At 36.0% G+C, this 25,143-nt stretch carries 21 protein-coding genes, 1 tRNA gene and 2 pseudogenes; 10 read left to right on the forward strand and 14 right to left on the reverse strand.

Annotation, left to right across the window (positions count from 1 at the left end):
• Positions 1–12 precede the first annotated feature (12 nt).
• The 3 genes and pseudogenes from lysA to argH all read right to left on the reverse strand — a co-directional run bounded on the left by lysA (position 13) and on the right by argH (position 2,856).
• Positions 13–1,287 (reverse strand): diaminopimelate decarboxylase, encoded by a 1,275-nt coding sequence (lysA, locus tag BBBE_RS06880; RefSeq protein WP_010701791.1) that lies wholly within the window; start codon positions 1,285–1,287, stop codon positions 13–15.
• A gap of 8 nt (positions 1,288–1,295) precedes the next feature.
• Complete coding sequence (lptM, locus tag BBBE_RS06885; RefSeq protein WP_022708802.1) at positions 1,296–1,475, reverse strand: LPS translocon maturation chaperone LptM; 180 nt, start codon at positions 1,473–1,475, stop codon at positions 1,296–1,298.
• 97 nt (positions 1,476–1,572) lie between these two features.
• Positions 1,573–2,856 (reverse strand): annotated as a pseudogene (gene argH / locus BBBE_RS06890) (argininosuccinate lyase).
• 98 nt (positions 2,857–2,954) lie between these two features.
• On the opposite strand from argH, the gene BBBE_RS06895 reads away from it, so the two are divergent.
• Complete coding sequence (locus tag BBBE_RS06895) at positions 2,955–3,644, forward strand: TlpA disulfide reductase family protein (protein WP_010701793.1); 690 nt, start codon at positions 2,955–2,957, stop codon at positions 3,642–3,644.
• 500 nt (positions 3,645–4,144) lie between these two features.
• On the opposite strand, the gene BBBE_RS06900 is transcribed toward BBBE_RS06895, so the two are convergent.
• Positions 4,145–4,999 carry a YihY/virulence factor BrkB family protein gene (locus BBBE_RS06900; RefSeq protein WP_010701794.1) on the reverse strand — a complete coding sequence of 285 codons (855 nt, stop codon included), beginning with the start codon at positions 4,997–4,999 and terminating at the stop codon, positions 4,145–4,147.
• 514 nt (positions 5,000–5,513) lie between these two features.
• Positions 5,514–6,557 carry a DNA polymerase III subunit delta gene (holA, locus tag BBBE_RS06905; protein ID WP_010701795.1) on the reverse strand — a complete coding sequence of 348 codons (1,044 nt, stop codon included), beginning with the start codon at positions 6,555–6,557 and terminating at the stop codon, positions 5,514–5,516.
• A gap of 827 nt (positions 6,558–7,384) precedes the next feature.
• On the opposite strand from holA, the gene BBBE_RS06910 reads away from it, so the two are divergent.
• The 3 genes from BBBE_RS06910 (at position 7,385) to BBBE_RS06920 (ending at position 9,978) form a co-directional block, all read left to right on the forward strand.
• Positions 7,385–7,459, forward strand: a tRNA-Gly gene (locus BBBE_RS06910).
• Between the two features lie 536 nt (positions 7,460–7,995).
• Positions 7,996–8,802 (forward strand): lysophospholipid acyltransferase family protein, encoded by an 807-nt coding sequence (locus BBBE_RS06915; protein WP_010701796.1) that lies wholly within the window; start codon positions 7,996–7,998, stop codon positions 8,800–8,802.
• A gap of 96 nt (positions 8,803–8,898) precedes the next feature.
• Positions 8,899–9,978 carry a D-alanyl-D-alanine carboxypeptidase family protein gene (locus tag BBBE_RS06920; protein ID WP_010701797.1) on the forward strand — a complete coding sequence of 360 codons (1,080 nt, stop codon included), beginning with the start codon at positions 8,899–8,901 and terminating at the stop codon, positions 9,976–9,978.
• 249 nt (positions 9,979–10,227) lie between these two features.
• Here the strand turns inward: BBBE_RS06920 and BBBE_RS06925 are convergent, their stop codons facing one another.
• The 3 genes from BBBE_RS06925 to BBBE_RS06935 all read right to left on the reverse strand — a co-directional run bounded on the left by BBBE_RS06925 (position 10,228) and on the right by BBBE_RS06935 (position 12,994).
• The gene (locus tag BBBE_RS06925; RefSeq protein WP_010701798.1) at positions 10,228–10,977 is read right to left on the reverse strand and encodes a L,D-transpeptidase family protein; all 750 of its coding nucleotides are present in this window, start codon (positions 10,975–10,977) and stop codon (positions 10,228–10,230) included.
• Between the two features lie 44 nt (positions 10,978–11,021).
• The gene (locus BBBE_RS06930; protein ID WP_010701799.1) at positions 11,022–11,978 is read right to left on the reverse strand and encodes an acetyl-CoA carboxylase carboxyltransferase subunit alpha; all 957 of its coding nucleotides are present in this window, start codon (positions 11,976–11,978) and stop codon (positions 11,022–11,024) included.
• 77 nt (positions 11,979–12,055) lie between these two features.
• Positions 12,056–12,994 carry a site-specific tyrosine recombinase XerD gene (locus BBBE_RS06935; protein ID WP_010701800.1) on the reverse strand — a complete coding sequence of 313 codons (939 nt, stop codon included), beginning with the start codon at positions 12,992–12,994 and terminating at the stop codon, positions 12,056–12,058.
• Between the two features lie 248 nt (positions 12,995–13,242).
• Here BBBE_RS06935 and BBBE_RS06940 point away from each other — a divergent pair.
• From BBBE_RS06940 to BBBE_RS06950, 4 genes and pseudogenes are all read left to right on the forward strand, one after another.
• Positions 13,243–13,873, forward strand: a pseudogene (locus tag BBBE_RS06940) (shikimate kinase).
• Positions 13,848–14,981, forward strand: a complete 1,134-nt coding sequence (aroB, locus tag BBBE_RS06945; RefSeq protein WP_010701802.1) for a 3-dehydroquinate synthase — start codon at positions 13,848–13,850, stop codon at positions 14,979–14,981. The pseudogene BBBE_RS06940 and the gene aroB overlap by 26 nt, the downstream one beginning before the upstream one ends.
• A 173-nt stretch (positions 14,982–15,154) precedes the next feature.
• A complete protein-coding gene (locus BBBE_RS07605) occupies positions 15,155–15,280 on the forward strand; it encodes a hypothetical protein (protein WP_022708807.1) in 126 nt (41 codons plus the stop codon).
• Positions 15,281–15,395: 115 nt separating this feature from the next.
• The gene (locus BBBE_RS06950) at positions 15,396–15,800 is read left to right on the forward strand and encodes an MliC family protein (RefSeq protein ID WP_010701803.1); all 405 of its coding nucleotides are present in this window, start codon (positions 15,396–15,398) and stop codon (positions 15,798–15,800) included.
• 29 nt (positions 15,801–15,829) lie between these two features.
• Here the strand turns inward: BBBE_RS06950 and mnhG are convergent, their stop codons facing one another.
• The 6 genes from mnhG to BBBE_RS06980 are packed head-to-tail and all read right to left on the reverse strand — an operon-like array spanning position 15,830 to position 21,863.
• A complete protein-coding gene (gene mnhG, locus BBBE_RS06955) occupies positions 15,830–16,222 on the reverse strand; it encodes a monovalent cation/H(+) antiporter subunit G (RefSeq protein ID WP_010701804.1) in 393 nt (130 codons plus the stop codon).
• Complete coding sequence (locus BBBE_RS06960) at positions 16,219–16,500, reverse strand: K+/H+ antiporter subunit F (protein WP_010701805.1); 282 nt, start codon at positions 16,498–16,500, stop codon at positions 16,219–16,221. Before BBBE_RS06960 ends, mnhG begins: the two co-directional genes overlap by 4 nt.
• The gene (locus BBBE_RS06965; protein ID WP_010701806.1) at positions 16,500–16,982 is read right to left on the reverse strand and encodes a Na+/H+ antiporter subunit E; all 483 of its coding nucleotides are present in this window, start codon (positions 16,980–16,982) and stop codon (positions 16,500–16,502) included. The genes BBBE_RS06960 and BBBE_RS06965 overlap by 1 nt, the downstream gene beginning before the upstream one ends.
• Positions 16,979–18,604: a monovalent cation/H+ antiporter subunit D gene (locus BBBE_RS06970; RefSeq protein ID WP_010701807.1), complete on the reverse strand. Its 1,626-nt coding sequence runs from the start codon at positions 18,602–18,604 to the stop codon at positions 16,979–16,981. Before BBBE_RS06970 ends, BBBE_RS06965 begins: the two co-directional genes overlap by 4 nt.
• On the reverse strand, positions 18,601–18,942 hold the full coding sequence (locus BBBE_RS06975) for a Na+/H+ antiporter subunit C (RefSeq protein ID WP_010701808.1): 342 nt from the start codon (positions 18,940–18,942) through the stop codon (positions 18,601–18,603). The genes BBBE_RS06970 and BBBE_RS06975 overlap by 4 nt, the downstream gene beginning before the upstream one ends.
• Entirely contained in the window at positions 18,942–21,863 is a 2,922-nt protein-coding gene (locus tag BBBE_RS06980; RefSeq protein WP_010701809.1) for a monovalent cation/H+ antiporter subunit A, read from the reverse strand. The genes BBBE_RS06975 and BBBE_RS06980 overlap by 1 nt, the downstream gene beginning before the upstream one ends.
• A gap of 766 nt (positions 21,864–22,629) precedes the next feature.
• Between BBBE_RS06980 and BBBE_RS06985 the strand changes: the two genes are divergently transcribed.
• Both BBBE_RS06985 and BBBE_RS06990 read left to right on the forward strand, forming a co-directional pair.
• Complete coding sequence (locus BBBE_RS06985; protein WP_010701810.1) at positions 22,630–23,727, forward strand: carboxynorspermidine decarboxylase; 1,098 nt, start codon at positions 22,630–22,632, stop codon at positions 23,725–23,727.
• Between the two features lie 58 nt (positions 23,728–23,785).
• Positions 23,786–25,024, forward strand: coding sequence for a saccharopine dehydrogenase family protein (locus BBBE_RS06990; RefSeq protein ID WP_010701811.1), 1,239 nt, complete (start codon positions 23,786–23,788; stop codon positions 25,022–25,024).
• Positions 25,025–25,143: the final 119 nt, after the last annotated feature.

The following is a 25,143-nucleotide window of genomic DNA, read 5'->3' on the forward strand; positions in this document are numbered from 1 at the left end:
AGTCAAAAACATTTAAAAATTCTCAATCCAATCTGGAATATGATCAAAACCAATCAATTGTGTATAATCAAGACGGGGACGAACAATAGCATAACGTGTATCTTGAACTAAAACTTCCGGCACCAAAAGCCGGCTATTATAAGTATTTGCCATCACCGCACCATAAGCGCCCGCTCCAGTAATTGCCAAAAGATCACCCGCCTCTAACATTGGTAGACAACGATCCAATGCTAAATAATCACCAGTTTCACAAACAGGGCCAACAATATCTGCATTGATCATCACAGCATTTAATGGTGTTTTTTTCACTGGCACCACATTGTGCCAAGCCTCATAAAGTGTTGGACGCATAAAATCATTCATCGCTGCATCAACAACAACAAAATTGCGCCCCTTTCCTTTTTTGAAATACACAACAGATGTTACCAAAACACCAGCATTGCCTACAATACTGCGCCCAGGCTCTAAAATTACAGTAATCCCTAAAGGTGCAATATGCTTCTTTACCAGTGCCGCATAATCAAAAAGAGAAGGCACTAAACATGACTTTCGCCCATAAGAAATCCCCAACCCACCTCCAATATCTACATGGGTTATAGCATAACCATCATTGCGTAAGTGGCGCACAAAATCTGCGGCAATCACAAACGCTTCTTCAAATGGTTTTAAATCACAAATCTGACTGCCAATATGCATAGCCACACCACATACCTGAAGGCCAGGCAATTGCGCTGCTTTTTTATAGGCATCATACGCTAACACTAATGGAATACCAAATTTATTTTCAGACTTACCAGTTGTAATTTTCTGATGAGTTTTTGCATCTACATCTGGAGTAAGACGCAATGAAATACGTGCATTTTTTGAAAGTGCGACAGCGCGTGCTGATAATTGTTCAAGTTCTTGCTCTGATTCAACATTAAAACAACAAATATCATGTGCAAGAGCAAAATCTATCTCTCTAACTGTTTTACCAACACCAGCATAAACAATACGATGGGCAGGAATACCAACAGCTAAAGTGCGCCGTAATTCACCTTCTGACACCACATCAGCTCCCGCCCCATTGCGTGCCAAAAGCCGTAAAATAGCTTGATTGGAATTTGCTTTAACCGCATAGGCAACAATACTAGGTATATCATGAAATGCATTTTGATAGTCTTGAAAATAAGCAACAAGTGCATTAGCTGAATAACAATAAAAAGGTGTTCCCACCTCATCTGCAAGTGTAGAAAATGAAAGACCTTCAGCATAAAGCATGTCTTTATGATAAGGAAAAAAACGCATAAAAACCTCTATCGTATCAATCGATCAAGAACAAAAGGTTTATCCGTTTTTCTTTCAGAAACAAAAGCTTCTTGCGAAGGCTCCACCGTTATTGAAGAAGGTAATTCTAATGCTCCTTTACGCCCACATCCAACTATAACAACATTAAAAAAAAGGACAATTATTAAATTCTTTAAAATAGTTCTCATACGCCTTTTCTTCTTATATCGATATTTTGCTGCACTTGTTTGCATTTACAATAAAATCTATTCACGCACTCACAAGACGTTTTTCCCAATAAGCAATTTAGTAGAGCACTTCTAAAGGCGCCGTTCTATCAAAATTTTTACGACTTTCAACTGATTTTTCAACTGTTAAAACATCAAAAACAGCTACATTGATATCAGGATAGATCATCTGAAGCTCAACCAATAAATTATTAAGATGGCTTTTCTTTTTTCTGCTAATGCCACAATACGTCCGGTAATATGATGAGCCTCACGAAAGAAAAGTCTCAATTTATGCACAAGCCAATCGGCTAAATCTGTTGCTATTGCAAACCAGAATCTGTTGCTTGTTTCATCATTTCTTTATTTACTTCCAAATCACCAATGACCCTTGTCATTGCTGCAAGCCGATAATTCCAAGTTCAAAGCCCCATCAAATACATAAACTTTTATCTTCCTGCATATCCTTCGAATAAGCAAGGAGTAAATCTTTCATCACTGTAAAAACCCAATAAACGCGCCATTCACAACTGCCCCGATTTAGCTCGTATAAGCTCAGCAGCATCAGGATTTTTTTGTGGCATAATAGATGACCCCGTTAAAAAAGCATCTGATAAATAAACTGAAATTGTGCACTCGACCACAGGATAATTTCTTCTGCTAAAAACGTGAAAGATGCATTGCACAAAGCGCACCAGCGCTTAAAAATTTCAACGCAAAACCACGATCTGAAACACTATCTATTGAATTGCGCGTCGGTTTACAAAACTCTAGTGCTTATGCTTTCATAAAACGATCGATTAGAAAGCCTGTTCCTGCCAATACACAAACCTCTAAAGGCGAATCATTCACTCAAACGCATCACGCATATGTGATAATCTCAACCAAACATTTCAACATAAGCCATCATATAATGACCAAATTTACGGATTGGGTAGTTTGTAAATGTATAAAACCTGGTATAAAGGTATCAACATTTTGTTCTGCTCGAATGAGTAATCTCTCTATGAGCTTTTTTAATGCGTGCGCTATTTTTTGCGTTTCTTCACATACCCACAAACGAAAATCAACTGCAACCTGATCATTACGTGAACGCGCTGTGTGTAAACGGCCCGCTACAGGACCAATCAATTGGCTCAATCGCGCCTCAATATTCATATGAATATCTTCAAGTTCTCGTGAAAAAGTAAACGTGCTTTCTTCAATTTCTTGACTAATAAGCTTTAAACCATGCACAATTTTTTCATAATCAGAGTGTGAAATAATTTCGTTTGTGCTAACTTGCCACATAAGAAAGTGAACCTTCAATATCTTGTCGATAAAGTTTTTGATCACAATCAACGGAAGCATTAATATCTTTCATAACTACAGCAGGCCCTTGTGCAAAACGGCCACCCTACATTTTATTGCTCAATTTATTATTTGTCATACCCTAAAAAGCCCATTTAAAGGATAAAAATTATGATTCCTCAAATTTTCATCAACTGGAAAAATAAAAAAACACAATGCTTGTTCACATCCTTTATCATTGCTTTAAGTCTATACACAACAATAAACCATGATCATAAAACACCTCTCTTTTCTCACTTTATTTCAGTTGCAAAAGCACAAGAAACAAACACCAACAAAATAAAAGCGGAAAAGATAATAGCAATCAAAAAAGAAACCAAAGGCTTTTTTAAGCACATCCGATTTGCCGATACTTCCTATAATATAGGCCAGTTTTCTTTTAAAGATATTCAAGGAAAAGACCATAAATTCTCTGAATTTACCGGAAAACCATTGCTTATTAATCTGTGGGCCATTTGGTGTGCACCTTGCCGTGTGGAAATGCCAGAATTGGCACAACTAAAACGCGACATGAAGGAAGAGAATTTCGATGTCATTGCCATTAATATCGATAAAGCAGCTTCTCCTGAAAAAATTCAACAATTTTTACGTGAAGTACATGCTGATAATTTGACCTATTACCGCGACGAAAAAATGAATATTTTTACCAATATCCGCAAACAAGGATTAGCTTTAGGGCTACCCATTACACTCCTGGTTGATCAAGACGGTGACCTCATTGCTTCATTTAATGGTATAGCTCCATGGGCCAACGACGATGCTAAAGCATTCATAAAAACTATCATTAAAAAAACAAAATAATGTTTTAAATAATAATGCCTTTTAAAGCGTTGTACAATTCAATACAAAACCACTCAAAGACAAAAAAAATTATTGATAAGAAAAAAAAGGGTAAAGTCCATATTGCTCTACCCCCGCAAACCTCTTGTTGTTATAAAAGTTTGGCTAATTGAACTTGCTTAAAAAAATGCACTACTGCCCTAAGGTAAGCTTCACTTTGCTGTTCCTACCCGCATTATCCACCCTGAAGATTTTAACCTATCTTCATGATACAAACCATTATGCTTATAATTTACATTCCAATCCTTGCACCGTAAAACTCTTCTTAAAAAACAAATTTTCTTTTAAATAAGCGTTTTACTAAGAATTAAGAAAAGACAAAATATAATATTTGAAGCTGATAATGACACATAATACGACCACTTTTGCTTTAGGCACAAATATCTTTATCAATAACTAAAAAGCAACAGTAAAATGTACACTTTTTTATTCCTTAATTCTCTAATAAATAAAGAGTTCTTTTATGGATCTAAACGTTGTAAACGAGTGCGATAAAACATAATTGCTGCGTTGATTTCACCTCCCAAAATAAAAATCGCACTCAACATATAAAGAAAAATAATAGCAATCATGATAGATGCTAACCCAGCGTAAGTGGAAACATAATTAAACATTGTTAAATAATGTGCAAAAGTAATCGACGCCGCAAACCACAAAAAAAGTGTCACCACAATCCCTGGTAAAATATCTATCAATTTTCTCCGCTTTGCTGGCAACCATTTATGAACAATCAAAAGACTAATAAATAAAATAACCACCGCAATTGTATAACGCCATAAACGAATAACACCAATATATTCAGCAATAAAGGGAAAATGATTTTGCGTAATTTTTATCAATAAAGGCGCTAAAACTAATAAAAAGCTGATAACAGTAATACCGATTGCTCCAACGATCACAAAAAATAAGCTTTGAAAACGACAAAAAAACAAACTTCGATGATCAACAACGCGATAAGCCTTATTCAAGGCTGTACGTAAAGCTTCTACCCCATTTGAAGCAAAATACGCTACCCCAACAAAAGAAAGCGTTAATAAGCCTCTTCGTTGCGTTGTCAAAACATTGATGATTTCTTTAGAAAAAGGCTCTGCAATTGCATCAGGTAACAAATACATAAGCGCTTCAATCTTTTGCGGTGTATACGCAAAATCCCAAAAAAAACTGGCCAGAGACGCTCCAAAAATACAAAAAGGAAAAAATGCTAAAAGCCCTGAGAGTACGATATGACTTGCAAAAGCACTACCGTCATCACGCACATAATGACTTACTGCATTAATGAGAATACGATAGCTATACCACAACACATTTTTTATCAAATTTTCACACTCTTTGGTGACTTTTTCTTTTAAGTCTCTTTAAGCTTTAAAAAATGATCTAAACTTTATAAATAAAAGTTGTTCTCGCATAAAGCAGATACATTCTTAAGAATAACAATTATGATAGCCAAACTTAGAAAAAACTATACTAAAACCAGCAATTATAAATCAACAAATTTCATTGATATTTCAAATTGTTAAAATTACTGCGTAATTCCCATATTATCATTGATAAATGAGTACTCCCTATTATACCGCAATCCAAAATATTAAGTGACCTTGTATTTTTTACTCAAATCATGTTATACAATAGCCTTTTTAATCTTGGTGGCAAATTTAGTAATTACTAAAATAAACAATACTGACTAATTTCACGCTAATACCACAATCTTATAACAAAAATCCCTTATGAGTTATCGCTCTTTGTCTTTTGATAAAAAAACACCACAAAAGAAAAATACACTTCATAAAATTACCAAGTCACAAAAACTCTTCAATGCCGAGGTAGCCAATTTTAAGAAGAAATGCGTCTTCGTGCATTAACTGCTAATCCTAATAAAACTTGATGAACAATAATTTCACCTAAAAACGGATTTTTACGGCTATCTAAAACAGCACGTTGAATTTTTTCCATAGCATAAGCAATTTGCTCCAGTCCCCAATATTTTAGGGCTTTTTCAACTGTTTTTTCTCTACGAAAAAAAATCGGTGGCCGTGCTTGAGATATGACTGCAAAAGGAGTTTTTCCTTCAACTTCCACTTGATAGCGCAACAGCTGTAATTGTTGAAAATGCCTTTGTGCTGTACTCAAAACAAAGAAAAGCGTATTTTGCATAGCCGTATATCGACTAAAATGCATCTCAAAGCCCGTCACATCCCCCAGTAAAATAGCATCAATGACTTCATCTTGAGAAAGAGCGCTAGCTTCACTTACCACAGTCTTCACATCCTCAAGAGTAATTTGTTCTTTCTTTAGAGCATAAAGACAAAGCTTTTCCAACTCACCACGCGAAATAAGACGGTCTGCCCCCAAACTTTCGTATAACCACTTGCGCGCTTCCAAAGAAAGAGTCATTTTAAAACCACTCAAAACCTCATCTATCACTTTATCAAGAGAACGGGTATCATCCGCATAACAGGGCAAAGCCATTGCTGTTGATGCTGTTTCAACAATATTGCGTAACCCCACCCCTTTTTTCAGATCCCCTGCTTCAATTAAAATAAAACATGCTTTTGGTGGTTCTTTAATTAAAAGTTTAAGAGCCGCAAGAAAACCTTTTTGATTCGCACCATTAGATATCCATATCAAACGATCACCGCCAAAAAGTGATATAGTATGTGCTTCATCTTGTAATCGCACAGGATCTTTATCAATCTCAATTGCATTGAGACGAATCGTAGAAAAAGGGTCCTCTATTGCTACTTGCGTCAATTTAGCAAAACGCTGCGCACGCTCACAAACAAGACCACGATCAGGACCATAAATTAAAACAATAGGAAAAGAACGCGAAAAATGCGTTAGAAAATGATCAACTTCATGTGCTTTCTTTACAGCCAAAATATCAATCCATTATTGTAGATCATTTCAAAAACTTCACTGGGAACCTTTTAAACCATGCCAATAAAGTCACCAAAAAAACCACCAACACTTAACTTATACTTTTTTTAGTGCATGTCCAAGATCATTCTTCCTCCACGCACTATCTTTGTGCACATCTGTACACTGATCCCTTATATTCAAAAACCTGATAGATAAAATACATCATCATAATCGTAATTAACCCATTCTTTTTTTAACAATCTTTTCAGTTAAATATATTAAAAATCAATCACTTAACATATCTAATACTGAAACTGTATTTATTTAACTCCAAAACATCCTCTTGCATTAAAGTAGCAACCATACATGAGATAGATCTCATCTATACTGTTTACTCAATAAACTAACCTACACGATTATGAAAAACTTTAGCAAACTTAAAACTTCATTGAGTAATTCTATTTGGAAAAAACTGTCACTTCTCATGACTTAAAATTTGAATAAAATTTTCAATGTCTCCCGAAGTATCACAAACATCAATTTTTAAATTGTCAAAAAACCATCGTAACTGGATAATCAACTTGAAAAACACAAATAACGCTGCCAAACTTCCTATTTATTGATAAACAAAAGAGTATATTGCTTAAACTTGCAACCACTTACCCTCCCGCGGGAAAAATATTCTCGCTAAAACATAAAGTAAAATCAATTATTCAAAACTATTAGAAGCAATAATTGTCATAAATACTTTTTTAACATTGAAAAATAAATTTTACTGAAACGTTATTTTTTTGTTGCAATTCAAATAATGCTACGTCATACAAAAAGCGTTTAAGAATGTGTGAGCGGGTGTAGCTCAGGGGTAGAGCACAACCTTGCCAAGGTTGGGGTCGTGGGTTCGAATCCCATCGCCCGCTCCAATAAAATATATTTTACTTCCATTAAATTTACTTTGTAATGCAAAACACTTTTTCAAGTGATTCTTCACTTTTTTGAGAAGCGTTTCTCGATTTAAGTATTTACAAAAACAATGAAGTAAATTTGCTAATTAAGTGAAATGTTCTGTAATGACTTATATTATCTGAGAATCTTCGGCCATACATACTTACTTGAATTGCATCAAGTTGAATTGAATTTGATCAGCTATAAATATACCCTTTTCATGAAAACATAAGATCACCTTTACGCATTTAATGCGGCCACAACTAAATTATTACATTTACATTTTAGGTTTTTATTTCTGATAAAACTTTAAATTTGTTCAGATTCCAATCTGATAAAGATCAAAACCAACTAATAGATAATAAAATCTGTTGAGAAAATTTGCTCTTATCAGCCTGTGACATTCTTAATCTCTTGCTTTATATTTTAAAAAATTAAGTATACCATAATGAAGATATTTTCCATACATATGGTGTTATAATTAAAATCTCATTTGCAAATATTAAATAATAATATGGTACTTATCCTTCGTTCTCTTCTTTTTACATTCGTTTTTTATATAGCCACCTTTGTGCAAATGATTCTTTATGCCCCCTTTTATTTTTTAATGCCTCGTAAAAAAGCGTGGATTGTCCCTAAAACATGGGCACATGTTACATTGTTTTTACAAAAATACATTGCTGGAACACATTATGAAATTGAAGGCTTAGAAAACCTACCAAAAGGTGCATATATTATTGCTATAAAACATCAATCCGCGTGGGAAACTTTTAGCCTTGTGCCCTATTTTGATGATCCTGCCCTTATTCTAAAACGCGAATTGATGTGGATTCCTTTTTTTGGCTGGTATATGGCCAAAACACAAGTTATCCCGATTAACCGAGCAACCCCTATTCAAACCCTCAAAATCATCATACAAAAAGCAAAACAAAAAGCAAAACAAGGGCGCCAAATTTTGATCTTCCCCGAAGGAACACGCCGACAACCCGGTCAAGAACCAGATTATAAACCAGGCATTACTGCCCTTTACAATGAATTGAAACTTCAAGTTGTACCCATTGCCCACAACGCTGGTTTATATTGGCCACGTAATAATTTTCGCCGTTATCCGGGAACAATTCGTGTGCGTATTCTTCCTCCTATCGAAATTGGCTTAAATAAACGTGATTTTTTAGATAAACTAATTGAAAAAACAGAAAAAGCTTGTGATGAATTACTCTTATTAGCCGCTCAAGACTCCACTCCCCCACCTATGCCACCTTCTGCTGTTAAGAGGCTCCAAACGCTCGGTCATCCCTGGAAAGGACCTATACGTAATTAAACGTTCTTTTTTTACTTTATACGTTCAAATCTATTGTATTTTAAGCTAAAATAGTTCTAAATCGCTTAAACTAAATAATAATTGGACTTAAATTGTATGCGTCAATTTTTATACAGGCTCTGTTTGTCTTTCATTCTAAGTATGACAAGCACTTTGGCGCAAGCCTATCCTTTTATTTCTGTTGACGCTGCAACTGGACGAATATTAGAACATAATCAAGCTTTTGAACGATGGTATCCTGCCTCTTTAACAAAATTAATGACCACTTATGTCATTTTTCGCGCCATGAGCACAGGAAAAATTTCACCACAAACACACATCACTATAAGCCAAAACGCATCACAAGCTTCTCCCTCTCACTCAGGTTATGAAACTGGTACCATCCTTACACTCGAGACAGCTTTAAGCGTCACTTTAGTTAAATCTGCTAATGATTTGGCCATTGCTTTAAGCGAAGCCGTTTCTGGTTCACAAAAAGCTTTTGTGCAACAAATGAATGCTCAAGCCCAACGTTTAGGTATGTTTGGAACTCATTTTGCCAATGCAAGTGGTCTGCCACATCCAGACAATTACACCACAGCACGTGATATTGCTCTTCTCGCTGTTCAAATCCGTCGGGAATTTCCCCAATATGCTCATTATTTTTCTATTCCGGCTATTGATTTTGGTGATGGGCGAAAAATTAAATTCAACTCAAACAATCTCATTAACCGTTTTAACGGAATAGATGGTATGAAAACTGGCTTTACTTGTGCCTCTGGTTTTAATCTTGTTGCTTCAGCAACTCGTAACAAACGCACGATTATCGCTGTTGTTTTAGGCTCAGATAACATTAACACAAGAGAAGGAAAAGCAGCACAATTGCTTGAAAAAGGCTTTTCTCTTCAAGGCTCTCCACAATCAACATTAGCCACTCTAAAACCTTATGGCACTAAAATGACGCAAATCACCGATATGGATGAACAAATTTGCGATCCTGAGGTTGTAAAAAAACGCCTAGAAGACACCTTCGATAAAGAAGGGAATATTATTTTTACTTCTCCTTTAATAAACGTTTCGCCTTCTTCCGTTCTTCCTTTAACAGTACAACTCATTGCTACACCACAGGCACATAAAACTAATACAAGAATACCGCGCAAAATCCCCATTCCACATAAACGACCTTCCTATATATAATGAAAATAATAAATTATTATTGATGATTCACGTGGAACATAGGAAAGAAAGTAGATTATATTTCTATTACCTTCATGATCAGCTTTTCATGTTTTTCCAGTAGTTTTACTCAAATTTCTCACTAAAACATGATAACATTATCGTCGTAAATAAATTTAGCAAAATGAATATTGATCCTTTTTTGATTTTAAAAAATTATAAAATGTACGATATTTTTTACAATAATATTTTTTACAATAAATGTCATATTTATGGTTTTATCGCACTTAAATTTTTCTCGTTAAAATGATCGAAAACATAACGTTTTTCGTGAACATCAATTTTTGAAAGCACACGCTTTTTCTCAAAGCGATCATAACCTTCTTTGAGCATCACCCAAAATTGATAATGAGGATTGTCACGATAGCGCTTCATATTAGCATCGGTCATGCGAAAGGGGAAGGTATGTAACTGAAACTCTTTCTGCCCACCTTTAAAAGCATCCCGTGCAAAAGCATAAATTTGCCCCATATTGCTATCAGTCATTGCATAACAGCCTACAGAAGTACAACCCCCATGAACCATAAGATAACTACCTGTACGTCCATGTGCTTGATCATAAAGATTGGGAAAACCGATGTTAAAAGAAAGATAACGACTCGAATAAGGATTCATTTGGCTTGCGTTAACGGTATAAAAGCCTTCTGGTGTTTGATAATCCCCTTCCTTATATTTAGGCCCAAGTTCACCTGACCATTTGCAAATGTCATAACTTGCCATAAGTACAAAGCGTCCACTACGATCTTGTTTCCAAATTTCAGCAGTATTTTCTTCCTTAAAAAAACGCATCATAATCGGTGCATATGGATCAACATTATACTCAACCATTTTACGTTGAATTTCTTTTGGCAATGGCTGCTTAACTTTAGCCCGAATAGAGGGGGGCAACCGCTCCTGACACGCTGACAATATCCCAGTTGCTAACAAAAAAAATAATAAAAAACATCGATTTAATTTCATTAAAATAAAACCTAATCTATAAAATCTCACACAAACTGCTTCAATTAAGCCAAAGAACGCCCAATTTGAAGATATTTTTCCCAACGCTCCTGCTTTATAGTTTCACCATCCTTACCCGCCATAGACTGTAAAGCAATAGAAATAATATTGCCTGTCGTTTCCATAACATTTTCCTTCCCTCGATGTGCTCCCCCCAAAGGCTCAGGAATAATGCCATCAATAACCTTTAGCTTATAAAGATCTTGAGCAGTAATATGCATATTGGTTGCCGCATCTTTCGCACGAGTTGAATCACGCCATAAAATAGAAGCTGCCCCTTCTGGTGAAATAACTGAATAAATCGAATGCTCCAACATATACACCTTATTAGCTGCAGCGATCGCTATCGCCCCTCCAGAACCACCTTCTCCAATAATGACCGAAACAACTGGAACGCGCAGACGTAAAGTTGCCGCTGTTGACTGTGCAATTGCCTCTGCTTGTCCACGTTCTTCAGCACTCACACCCGGATAAGCACCCGCTGTATCGACAAAAGTTAACAATGGCAAGTCAAAACGGTCAGCCATTTCCATGATGCGCACAGCTTTGCGATAACCCTCCGGGCGAGCAGAACCAAAATTATGGCGCAAACGCGTTTGTGTATCATGGCCTTTTTCTTGACCTATATAAGCGACTGCCTCACCTTTAAAGCGCGCAAAACCAGCCTGAATAGCCTCATCTTCAGCAAATTTACGATCGCCGGCCAAAGGTGTAACATCACTCAACAAATATGACGAATAATCCATAAAATGAGGTCGATTAGGATGGCGTGCCACTTGTGTTTTTTGCCACGGTGATAATTTTTTATAAAGATCGCGCAAAGCTATTTGAGAACGCATCTCAAGACGCGCAATCTCATCTTTCATATCAAGACTACCCTTTTCTTGAGCAATCTTTTTCAATTCAAGAATTTGCACATCTAAATCAGCAACAGGTTTTTCAAAATCAAGATAATTATACATTGTCTCTAACTTACTTATATATAAGTTATATATCTATAATTTATTTTTAAAATATTCTTCAAAATATTACTCCCTGTTTACCCGGCCTTATGCTGATCGGCAAGTGGGTGATTCTCATTAACCAAACAATACAGCCTTTCTTCCAATACATGTGTATAAATCTGAGTAGTAGAAATATCACAATGCCCTAATAAATTCTGAACCACACGTAAATCAGCACCATTTTGCAAAAGATGACTAGCAAAAGCATGGCGCAACACATGGGGAGAAAAGCTGCTGCTTTTCACCCCTGCTCTTGTAGCGAGATCTTTTAATCCTCGTGCAACAAACTGGCGGGCAATATATCCTGTTGATGAGCGAGCAGGAAAAAGATAAAAGTTTGCCGCATCTTTACCTTGATCACGCAACACCAACCACTGAGAAATAACTTGGCACGCCTTAGCTGATAAGAGGACCATACGTTCTTTTTCTCCCTTACCACGAACAACAATAAATTGCTCCTTTCCCCGTACTGCTTGAACCGGAAGACTCACCAACTCACTAATACGTAATCCTGTTGCATAAAGCATTTCAACCAATACTTGAAGACGCAACGCGCGCAGATGATCTTTCGATCCATGATCTGCTTGATCTACTTCTAGTTGCGCACGATCAAGTAACTTTGTCACCATATTTTCACTTATAGTTTTTGGCAAAAGACGTCTTTGACGAGGCGTATCAATATCATGAGAAGGATCATCTGTCCTTAATCCTTCAGCATAAAGAAATTGATAAAACTGACGCAAAGTCGATAAACGACGTGCTTGTGAAGTAGCTGCAAAACCAGCAGTATGCATAAATGACAAAAGACTAATTAAATCTTCTCTTTGTGCCGAAAAAAGTGAAACAGAGCGTGAACACAATTGCTCATGTGCCCATTGTAAATCATGCTGATAAGCTGCAAGTGTATGGAAACAAGCCCCTCGTTCAGCACTCATCATTTCAAGAAAACGATCTATCACAACACTACTTTTCATGGATCTGCTTTCAAAAACACATTACATAAATTAAAAAACATTGCTATGCATATTTTTTGTTATGAATTCAATCCAAAACAAACACTACCATAAGATTGAAAAAAGCCGATTACAATGGAAGAAACTTATCAAAAACCGGGTTAATATTGGCATAAATAAATTATCCTAAAAACATTACCTAATGTTTATCATGCCTGACAAAGATTAACAGAAATTGATTTTAAAGCAGATAAATGCCGAAAAAAATCATGGAAAATAAACAGCCTCAAAATATTCCAATAACACAAATAAAAAACCAGCTACTATCACATCTTAACCAAAAAGCACTTGTATTTGTTGGTCTCATGGGTTCAGGAAAATCCGTTATTGGAAAACATGTCGCCACTATGCTCAATTTACCATTTTATGATTCCGATCAAGAAGTCGAAAAAGCTGCGCAAATGACAATTACCCAATTATTTGAAATGTATGGTGAATCAAAATTTCGCGCTCTTGAACAGCAAGTTATTCTAAATATCATCAAAAAAGGTCCTCTTATTTTGGCGACAGGTGGGGGTGCTTATATGAACGAAGACATCCGAAAAGCTATTCATCAAAATGGTATATCCATATGGCTTAAAGCAGATCTTCACGTTCTCATAAAGCGCATTTTATGGGGGGGTGCGAGACCATTGCTTCAAACAGCAAATCCTAAAGAAACGATGCAAAAACTCATGGAACAGCGCTACCCTATTTATGCACAAGCAAACTTAACAATTAATAACCATGCAGAATATTGTCATATAGTAGCACACAATGTGATACGGTCTGTACAACGCTATTTGTCCACGAAATAACGATAAAGATAAAAAGCATGCAAACCAAAATCGTTACTGTTAAACTGAACAAACACTGTTATGATGTTGTTATTGGCTCAGGTTTGATTGCACAAGCAGCTTTAAAGATTAAGCATTATTTGCATCAAAAGAGTTCTTATCAAACACGTTTAGCTATCGTTACAGATAAAAATGTCGCTGCTTTTCATTTAGACACATTGCAGGCAAAATTAGCAGAAAATAAAATCTGTATTATCCCTATTATCGTAGAAGCAGGAGAACAATCAAAATCGTTCTCAATTTTGCAAAATGTGATCGATAAAATTCTTGCTGCTCGTTTAGAAAGAGGCGATAGCATTATTGCTTTTGGAGGTGGTGTCATTGGTGATCTTGCAGGATTTGCTGCAAGCATTATACGCCGAGGTATGCATTTTATTCAAATGCCTACAACACTTCTAGCACAAATTGATTCATCTGTTGGTGGAAAAACTGGAATCAATAGTCTTTATGGCAAGAATCTCATTGGTACCTTTTATCAACCCCAATGCGTTATTGCTGACACTGATGTCCTTAATACATTACCTTCACGTGAATTTCGCGCAGGTTATGCAGAAATGGCTAAATATGGCCTCATTAATCAACCTCATTTTTTTGAATGGCTTGAAAAAAACTGGCAAAAAGTCTTTTCTACGGGTCCAATACAAATAGAAGCCATTGCCCGCTCATGTCAATTTAAGGCTGATATTATAGTTCACGATGAATATGAAACGGGCCAACGTGCATTACTAAACCTTGGTCATACATTTGGACATATGCTTGAAACAGCAACCGCTTATGATTCAAACCGTTTAATCCATGGTGAAGCTGTAGCTATTGGAATAATTTTAGCCCACCAATTTTCTGAACAATTAAATTTAATCAGCCCCACAGTGACGCAACGTATTGAAACACATTTTAAAACCGTTGGTTTACCAACACAATTACAAGATATCCCTGGCAAACTTCCAAATGCTGAAACACTTATGACCTTTATTACCCAAGATAAAAAAGTTTCGCAAAATAATTTAACCTTTATCCTAACACGCGCACTAGGCCAATCATTTATCGCTAAAAATGTTTCACCAAATGCAGTCTTGACCTTTCTGGAACAAAAATTAGTGAAAACTGATTAACTTCTATTTATTAATTGATTAATTTTTATACTTTAGTTAAAAGAATATAGGTGATTTGAGTCTGCGTAGCTCAGTAGGATAGAGCACAGGATTCCTAAATGAATTGGGCGCTTTGAGGAGAAATCCTTGAAGTGGATCTGCTCAAATTCGGGGAAAGCTTCACAGGAGACTGTATGCCAATCCCGAGCCAAGCCTGTTTTAAAGGAAACAAGGAAGGTGTAGAGACTGAACGGGTAGCACCTAAAAAGTGTATCCTTCAAGGTGAAGAGACAGTCCAGACCACAAACAGCTTACAATAACGAAGACTGGCGATGAAAATCGAAGTGGTATGAATCCTGGGGTCGTGGGTTCGAATCCCGCCGTAGACACCATTTCATTAATTAAAGTTATTACATAAATAAGAAGGAAAGCGTCATGAAAAAAACTCTATTTATTTTAGGACTTTTTGCTTTAGGAGCTTTTGTTATTTTTTGTTTCTTGTTCAGTAAAACCAACATCTTTTCTAGCTCTTTGGTCATTGAAGTACCAAGCAATTCAAACCCCACTAAAGAGACAATTGCCTATCAATGTGGCACACAAACCAATAAAGAGCGCATTGAAGTTACTTATCTTAATGCTGGTAATATTTCATTAGTCGATTTCACATGGAAAGATGAACGCATTGTTGGAGCAAATGTAATCTCAGCTTCAGGTTCAAAATATGCGGGAGCCCAATATATTTGGTGGACAACTAAAAATGAAGCCACACTTTATGACCTTATTAATGACCCTAATGAGGAAAAACCTATTATGTGTGAAGAAGAAAGAAACACAAAATAAAATAGGTTTTAGATTAAAAGTCACATGGTTTAATGCGATGTTTGATCTTCTAATGTAGGCAGCTTTTCTTCTGTCTGATTTAATAAAAAGGTTGGCGGCTTTTGCAGCCAATCTTGTGAGTGGTCTCGGTGAGCTGCGGCCTGTGAGAGAAGCATAGTAGTAACAGGTATTGTTACAAGAGTAAAAATTACCAGCAAAGCGTCATGCACAACAAAATAACCATCCACAAATATTGCATAAAGGATTGCAGCAATAACAATGCTTCCAGTTCCCAAACTTGCACCCAATGAAGGCATATGAAGACGTTCATAAAAGCAAGAAAAACGCATAAGTCCTATTGCTCCAATAAGTGTAAGCCCCGATCCCAGCACTAAAAAAATAGTAATAATAATGGCAATCCAAAGTGAAACATCATCTTTCATTCAATAATTTCTCCACGCATCAAAAATTTTGCTAAAGCAACACTTGAGATAGGACCTAAAAAACCAATCATAAGAGCAACATCAAAATAAATATTTGTCCCTGAACGAATATCAAATATAAGAAATAATAGAACAGTCGTCATATAAAGAGTATCTAATCCCACAACCCGATCTTGCGCCCTTGGACCATAAATTAATCGAAAAAACGCTAAAATCATTGCTAAACTTAAGAAAATCTGTGAGAGGAAAATTCCCCAATAAAGGATTACCATACTCATTAGAAAATCTCCAAAAGTAATTGCTCATATCGTTGTTTGATCAACTTTTGGTAATCATTTCCATCCGTTAAATTAAGCACATGAACTAAAAGTTCACTATTTTTGCTGTTATACGCAATCCAAACAGTACCCGGAATTGCCGAAAAAATACATGCCAAAACAGCTAAAGCCGTACGGCTCTTAAGTGCAAGAGGCACAATAATAAAACCTGAGTGTTGTTCTTTGCGTTTTTTTGTTAAAATAAACCAAGCCATCATAATATTTGCACAAATAGAATCTATAAATACTCGAAAAGCTAACCGGAAAACCGCATTCCAATTTTTAATTGTGATTTTTTCCGGCTCAAGCAGCTGAATCATCCAACCACCAAACAAAGAGATTATACTTCCTAAAAGGAGCTGGCCTAAAGTAAAACCGTTTAAAATAAGCCACATAAAAACAATCGCACTATTTAGGAAAGGATGAGGAAAAAAGCGTTTCATTGATTCCTCTCGGTTTTTTTGAGAGAAAAATTAAATAAAACACTCTCAATATAATTTTTAGGATCATGCAAAGTTTTAGCAGTTTCAGACATATAATGACTCACAGGGCTAGCTATAATCGTCATAATAAAACATAAAGAAAAAAGAACAGCGATAGGTGCAAATTCGATCACTTGTATAGGTGGGACTTTGCCTTCGAAAGAAACCCAAAAAGTTCGAATGCCCATGCGTATCATTGCGACCAAAGTTGCAAAACTAGATAGAATAACAAAAACTATAAAAAACCAATCACGTAAAACTGGTACGTAAGTAGAAAAATTTCCCTCGTTTGCATTTAAAATGGCTGTAAGCATCATAAATTTTGCAACAAAACCAGAAAAAGGAGGCAATCCAATAATCAAAATTGCACAGATACTAAAACAAGCTCCAAGAACAGCTAAGGTTACTGGCAAATAAGTACCAATTTCATCTTCTTGCTCTTCTTCATCCTCACCATACATTTCCAGCGTAACAGCTAAAACATTGGTAGCCATATCTCGACTGCGCTCAATCAATTCAACCAAAAGAAAAAAAACCCCAAGCGCCAAAGTCGAAGAAACAATATAAAAAAGTATCCCCGTAGTTAGTGCCACATTACCTGTGCCAATCGCCGTTAACACTGTACCAGAAGATACAAGAATACTATAAGATGCTAAACGTCCTAAAACTTGACTACCTAATACGCCAATAACACCAAAAGTCAGCGTGGCAAGCCCACCATAAAATAAAACCGTATGACCAAAATGAGTTAAATATTCGCTTTCAGCTCTAAACCACAACAGCGTTAACCGTAAAATAACATAAATACCCACTTTGCTTAAAATCACAAAAGAAGCACCAACAGGCGCCGCTACTATACTATAAGCTGGCACCAACCAAAAATTAAGTGGCCACATACCAGCTTTGAGCAAAAATGCAATACCTAAAAAGGTTGCACCTACTTTAAATAAAACAATATCCTCATCAGTTATATGTTTTATCTTGATAGCTAAATCAGCCATATTCAGTGTACCAACAATCCCATAAATGAGCGCTGCACCAATTAAGAAAAACAATGAAGCAACAAGGTTAATGACCACATAATGCATACCTGCACGCACCCGTGATTGACCCAAACCGTGCAACGCAAGCCCATAAGAGGCAGTTAACATAACTTCAAAAAATACAAATAAATTGAATAAATCACCCGTTAAAAAAGCGCCATTTATCCCCACCATCAAAAATTGCATCAACGACTGAAAATGGGAACCTGCTTTATACCAATAAGCTTGCGAAAAAATCAAACCGCCAGAAATCAACACGCTTGAAAGTAAAAGCATCATAGCACTTAAGCGATCAAGAACCAAAATAATACCGAAAGGAGAAGGCCAATTACCAAGCCGATACACACCTGAAACTGGAGTCATTTCAAGAGTACGTATAAGCAAAATAATAGAAACAACAACCAATAAACCTGCAGAAAAAAGGCTAATGTGTGACTTAAGTTTTGAACGACGTTCATCATAAAATAGAAGAATTGCCCCAACAGTTAATGGCACAAGAATAGGTAAAATAAGTAAATGATTTAGCCAAATTTCTGTCATCTTACCTCACGCCCATCAACATGGTCTGAATTTGTTAAACCGCGTGAAACCAAAAGAATGACTAAAAATAAAGCCGTCGTTGCAAAACCAATTACAATTGCCGTCAAAACTAAAGCCTGAGGCAGAGGATCAACATAATTTGCTGGATTAATCACAACAGAAGGGTCAACAATAGGTGCGGCATTGTTGCGTGGCCTGCTCATTGAAAATATAAAAAGATTAACCCCATAAGAAAGCAACGACAAACCAAGAATAACTTGAAAAGTTCGTGGACGTAAAAGAAGCCAAATGCCAGATCCAATAAAAATACCAATACCTAAAGAAAGAACAACTTCCATTAACTTTCCTTTTTCTTTGCAATAGATTTCTTGCTAATTCGGTAAAAGCGAATTGATTGATGTGCAAGCGCAATTAAAATAAGAACACTCGCTCCCAAAACTACAGAAAATACCCCAAAATCAAACAACAAAGCAGATGCCACTGGAATGTTTCCAATTAAAGGTAGCTTAGTATATTGAAAAAAGGATGTTAAAAAAGGATATTCGAAAAACCAGGAACTTGCCCCCGTTGCCACTGACAATAATAAACCAAAACCAATCCAACGTACAGGTAAAACACGTAAATGGCTTTCTACCCAGCGAATATTAGTAGCAAGATACTGTAGAATAAATCCCACTGCTAAAGTAATACCACCAGCAAACCCACCTCCTGGAAAATCATGTCCACGCATTAATAAATAAACCGCAATAGCGATAATAACAGGAAAAAGCCAACACATAATAACAGAAGGAATAGTTAAATAATCCGATAAAGTATCTCCAACTTCACGATCAGGTTGCGCTGCATCAAAAGCTGTTTGAATGCGTTGTTGAAAAGGCGCATCAATACTTTCAGGAGCAGGGCGAAAACGCCGCAAAAGAGCAAAAACCGTGAGCGAAACGATACCCAAAACGACAATTTCCCCCATTGTATCAAAGCCACGCAAATCAACCAATAACACATTCACAACATTGCGACCACCAGCATCAGAATAAGCGTGAGTAAGAAAAAAATCAGAAATTGTTACCCCTTGAGGACGCGTCATCATCGCAAATGATAACCACGCCATACCTGCTCCTCCCACAAACGCTATAATAAAATCACTTATACGACGCAAGCGCACAACGAAGCCAACAGGTAGTGGAGCAGGATCATATAAACGCTTAGGCAACCACCGCAAACCAAGAAGTAAAAGAATTGCCGTCACAACTTCAACAACCAATTGTGTCAGTGCCAAATCAGGCGCAGAAAGCCATAAAAAAGACGCACAAGTCATCAAACCAGCGCCCCCCAAAAACATTAATGAAGCAAAACGATGAAACTTTGCATACAAAGCAACCAAAAATGCACAAACCCCACCAATTAACCAAATTGCTATGAAGGGTAAATCAAGTGGAAAAAGTGACAATGGACCAGCTGAAATCAAACCATCATGCCACAGTAAAAAGCCAATGAACACAAAACAAACCAAAAGCACCCAATGCAATTGAATTTGTAAACGACGTGTTGACAAAAACGCTTCTGCCGCGCGCGCCCATTTCCAAGAAATCATTATAAGAATTCGTTTAAAAATGCGCTGCTTCTTTAAATAACGAAAAAAAGGAGGGCCTTCACCACAAGATAGAAAATAATGACGCCCTAAAATATAAAGCAGAACCCCTCCCGATAAAGCGACAAAACTCATCATTAAAGGGGTATTAAAACCATGCCAAACAGCTAAACTATAAGAAACTGTCGCAGGCCCTAAAACAGCTATAACAGCATTATCCAAGATAAATCCCATTGTTAAGCTGGGAAAAATACCAACTGCCAAACAAATAAAAACCAAAAATTCTATTGGAAAACGCATAAAACGTGGTGGTTCATGTGGTATTTTAGGTAGATTGATAGGTTTTGGCCCCAAAAAAACACCATGAATAAAACGCACAGAATAGGTCACACTAAACAAGCTAGCAAGTGTTGCTACGTAAGGTGCAATCCAATCCAACCACGACTCCATATGCGTTTCAACCGCTTCAGCAAAAAACATCTCTTTTGATAAAAAACCATTCAATAAAGGAACACCTGCCATCGCCGCACTCGCAACCAAAGCAAGAGTTCCCGTAATAGGCATATAACGAAAAAGACCTGTTAATTTACGCATATCACGCGTTCCTGTTTCATGGTCAACAATACCGGCTGCCATAAATAAAGACGCTTTAAAGGTAGCATGATTAACAATATGAAAAATTGCCGCAACACATGCAAGTGGACTACCAAGACTTAAAAGTGTTGTAATTAAACCAAGATGACTAATGGTTGAATAAGCAAGAAGACCTTTTAAATCCTTCTGAAACATTGAAAAATAAGCCCCAAGAAGCAATGTCGTTAATCCTGAAAAGCCTATCAGAAAAAACCAAGATTCTGTTCCCGATAAAACTGGCCATAAACGAATAAGCAAAAATAACCCAGCTTTTACCATTGTTGCCGAATGCAAATAAGACGATACAGGCGTTGGAGCAGCCATGGCATTTGGTAGCCAAAAATGAAAAGGAAACTGTGCACTCTTTGTTAATGTCCCCAATAAAATACAAATAAGCACGGGTATATAAAGAGAATTTGACCGAATGAGATCCCCAGATCGCAACACCTCATCTAAATCAAAACTGCCAACAATATGACCAATGAGCAAAACTCCCAAAAGTAGCGCAAAACCTCCAAAACCCGTGACTATTAAAGCCATACGTGCTCCATCACGCGCGCTAGCATTATGATACCAATAACCAATCAATAAAAAAGAAAAAATACTGGTTAATTCCCAGAAAATGACTAAAAAGACGAGATTTCCTGATAAAATTACTCCTGTCATAGATCCCATAAAAGCTAGAAAAAAAGAAAAAAACCGTGGAACAGGATCTGTCGGGTTCATATAGTAACGTGCATAAACAACAACAAGAAGACCTATCCCTGTAATTAAAAGGCAAAAAAGCCACGATAAACCATCCATGCGCAGAGTTAAATTAACACCCCACTCAGGCAACCAAAAAATATCTAAGCGGACCAAACGATTTCCATAAACCGTTGGATAAAGTATCAATGTGAAAAGAAGACTAAAAAATGCTATTACCCCAGCAAACCATGCTTCGTTATTTTTGGCAGTTGAGCCCAAAAAACTAATGATAACGCTACCACAAAGGGGAAGCAAAACTAGCAATATCAACATTGCTTCCCGTATTGTCATTATCCAAGTTCCACCCTATTCTTAAGCGCTCTGCTATCGGCAAAATAAAAATTTCTTTATTTCACAATTATGATAATAAAATTTAAACAAAATTAAAAAAATGTCGCAAATTCTTTAGAAAATAATTACTTTTGAAAGAAAACTGCACACAACGCACCGTCTTAGCATTTTGTGATTTTAAAAAAACATTTGTTTACAAAGCTGACAACACAATAAATAATTATAATTGTTGGGATCATAAAAACAATCAAAATACAAATCAATATATTAAAAGACTATAATTTTCTTCTCTGAAAGCGTCTTTAATAGCACTTATTTGATATGGGGATGTGCAAACACAACAAATACCATTCCAAGATACTACCACTTATCACCACATTTACAATAACAACATTGATTATGACGATAATCCTAAAATTCTTAAAGCTTCCTGATATCTTTGTAACTATTGAAATTTCTCAAGCAAAATATCTAATAAAACATCCCCATCTCAATGCTATTTTCTACGCTTAATCAGTGGCATTTCGTTATCATAAATACTTCTCACAAAATATATAAGCTTAAAAATAGTACAAATTCTTAAATTACGCACATGAGCACAAATCTTAAAATAATTTAAAACAAAATGAGATGACAGATCGTCTTTTTATAACTAGATACAACAGATTTTCTTTTATGATATTTTTTCCCTTGAGACATCCTATTTCTATAGGTACTTAAACATCGACACGAATAATAAAATTCTTCAAAAGAGAATGGATAAGCAATGATTAAAACCCCTTATTATCTTATAGATAAATCCAAACTCATAAAGAATATGGAAATTATTGCTCGTTTACGAGAAATGTCGGGAATAAAAACCTTGCTAGCTTTGAAATGTTTTGCAACATGGAGCGTGTTTGATTTTATGTCTGAATATATGGATGGAAGTACCTCATCATCTCTTTATGAATTACGCTTAGGAAGAGAAAAATTTGGGAAAGAAACTCACGCCTATTCGGTTGCTTGGGCAGATGATGAAATTGATGAAGTATGCATCTATGCAGATAAAATTATCTTTAATTCAATTCAACAACTTCAACGTTTTGCAGATGCTACCAAAACTATTCAACGAGGATTAAGGCTAAATCCAGGTATCAGTGCATCAAATTTTGATCTTGCAAATCCCTCTCGTCCTTTTAGCCGTTTGGGTGAAACCAACCAAAGTGCAATCGAGGAAGTCTTACCCCTTATAAACGGTTTAATGATTCACAATAATTGTGAAAATGCTGATTTTAATCTCTTCAATCAAATGCTTAACTACATTGAAGAAAAATTTAAAAAACTCTTCATCGCTATTGACTGGATTAGCCTTGGTGGTGGAATTCATTTTACTGGTGATAATTATCCTTTAGAAGCTCTTGCAGAGCGTTTAAAACATCTTTCTCAAACTTATAATGTAACTGTTTTTCTGGAACCAGGAGAAGCTGCTGTCACAAAAAGTACTACATTAGAAGTTAGTGTTCTTGACACACTATATAATGAAAAAAGCCTCGCTATTGTTGACAGTTCAATCGAAGCACATATGCTTGATCTTCTTATTTATCGTGAAAATGCCAAGTTAGAACCAAATCAAGGACCACATGAAATCATGGTTTGTGGAAAATCCTGTCTTGCTGGCGATATCTTTGGAACATTCCAGTTTCCTGAACGGCTTAAAATAGGTGACAGACTGTCTTTTCAAGATGCCGCAGGCTATACAATGGTTAAGAAAAACTGGTTTAATGGCATTGTAATGCCTGCCATTGTTATCAAAGAATGCAATGGAAATCTAACTATTCAACGTCAATTTAACTATAATGACTATAAAAACAGTCTTTCATAATCAAAACAACATTACAAAAAACTATTATGCAGCGATATTAAAAAGGAGACAAACTACAATGAAAAAAAATGTTCTCATTATTGGTGCCGGCGGTGTTGCACAAGTTGTCGCGCATAAATGCGCCCAAAACAATGATATACTTGGAGAAATTCATATCGCTTCACGAACACTCAAAAAATGTGAAGCTATAATTACTTCCATTAAAGATAAAAAAGCAATGAAAGTAACAGATGTTCTTAAAAGCCACACGCTTAATGCAATGAACATTGAAGAAACTGTAAAACTTATCCAACAAACTAAATGTGAAATTGTTATCAATGTTGGTTCTCCTTTTTTGAATATGTCTGTTCTTTCAGCCTGTATTAAAACAAAATGCGCTTATATTGATACCGCAATTCATGAAGATCCTTTAAAAATTTGTGAAACACCACCTTGGTACAACAATTACGAATGGCCCAGACGTAAAGAATGTGAACAAGCTGGTATAACAGCTATTTTAGGTGCAGGTTTTGATCCTGGTGTTGTTAATGCTTATGCAGCGTTAGCGCGTGATACTTATTTTGATACAATTTCTGACATTGATATTATTGATATTAACGCCGGAAAACATGGGCGTTGGTTTGCAACCAATTTTGATCCAGAAATCAATTTTCGAGAATTTACAGGACAAGTATGGTCATGGCAAAATAAAAAGTGGGTTTCCAATAAAATGTTTGAAATTAACCATGAATGGGATCTACCAGTTGTTGGAAAACAAAAAGCTTATATGACAGGGCATGATGAAATTCACTCATTATCTAAAAATCTCGATGTTCAAAATATCCGCTTTTGGATGGGTTTTAGTGAACTCTATATTACTGTTTTTACCGTTTTAAAAAATCTTGGGCTTTTATCAGAACAGGTTATTAAAACAGCAGAAGGTCAAGAAGTTGTTCCTTTGAAAGTCGTAAAAGCTGTCTTACCTGATCCAGCTTCTTTAGCGCCAAACTATACAGGAAAAACCTGTATTGGAAATTTCATTAAAGGTATAAAAAATGGAACTCTAAGAGAAGTTTTTATTTATAATATAGCTGATCATAAACAAGCTTTTAATGAAACAGGCGCGCAAGGAATTTCCTATACAGCCGGTGTACCCGCAGCAGCTGCTGCCATTCTTATCGCCACTGGAACGTGGGATGTAAAGACCATGGTTAATGTAGAAGAATTACCACCACTCCCCTTTCTTAAACAACTTGATCATATGGGGCTTCCAACCTGTATAAGAGAAAAACAAGAAGATAAGAAATTACAATTTTAACCCGTCAATATACCAAAAACAAAAAACCGCCCTCTTAAAGGCGGTTTTAATAAAACCATAGATACAGATTAATTTGTAAAACAGGCCGCTCTCTGTCAAGCAGCATCACAAAAATTCTT

Source organism: Bartonella bovis 91-4, assembly GCF_000384965.1.
Lineage (GTDB): Bacteria > Pseudomonadota > Alphaproteobacteria > Rhizobiales > Rhizobiaceae > Bartonella > Bartonella bovis.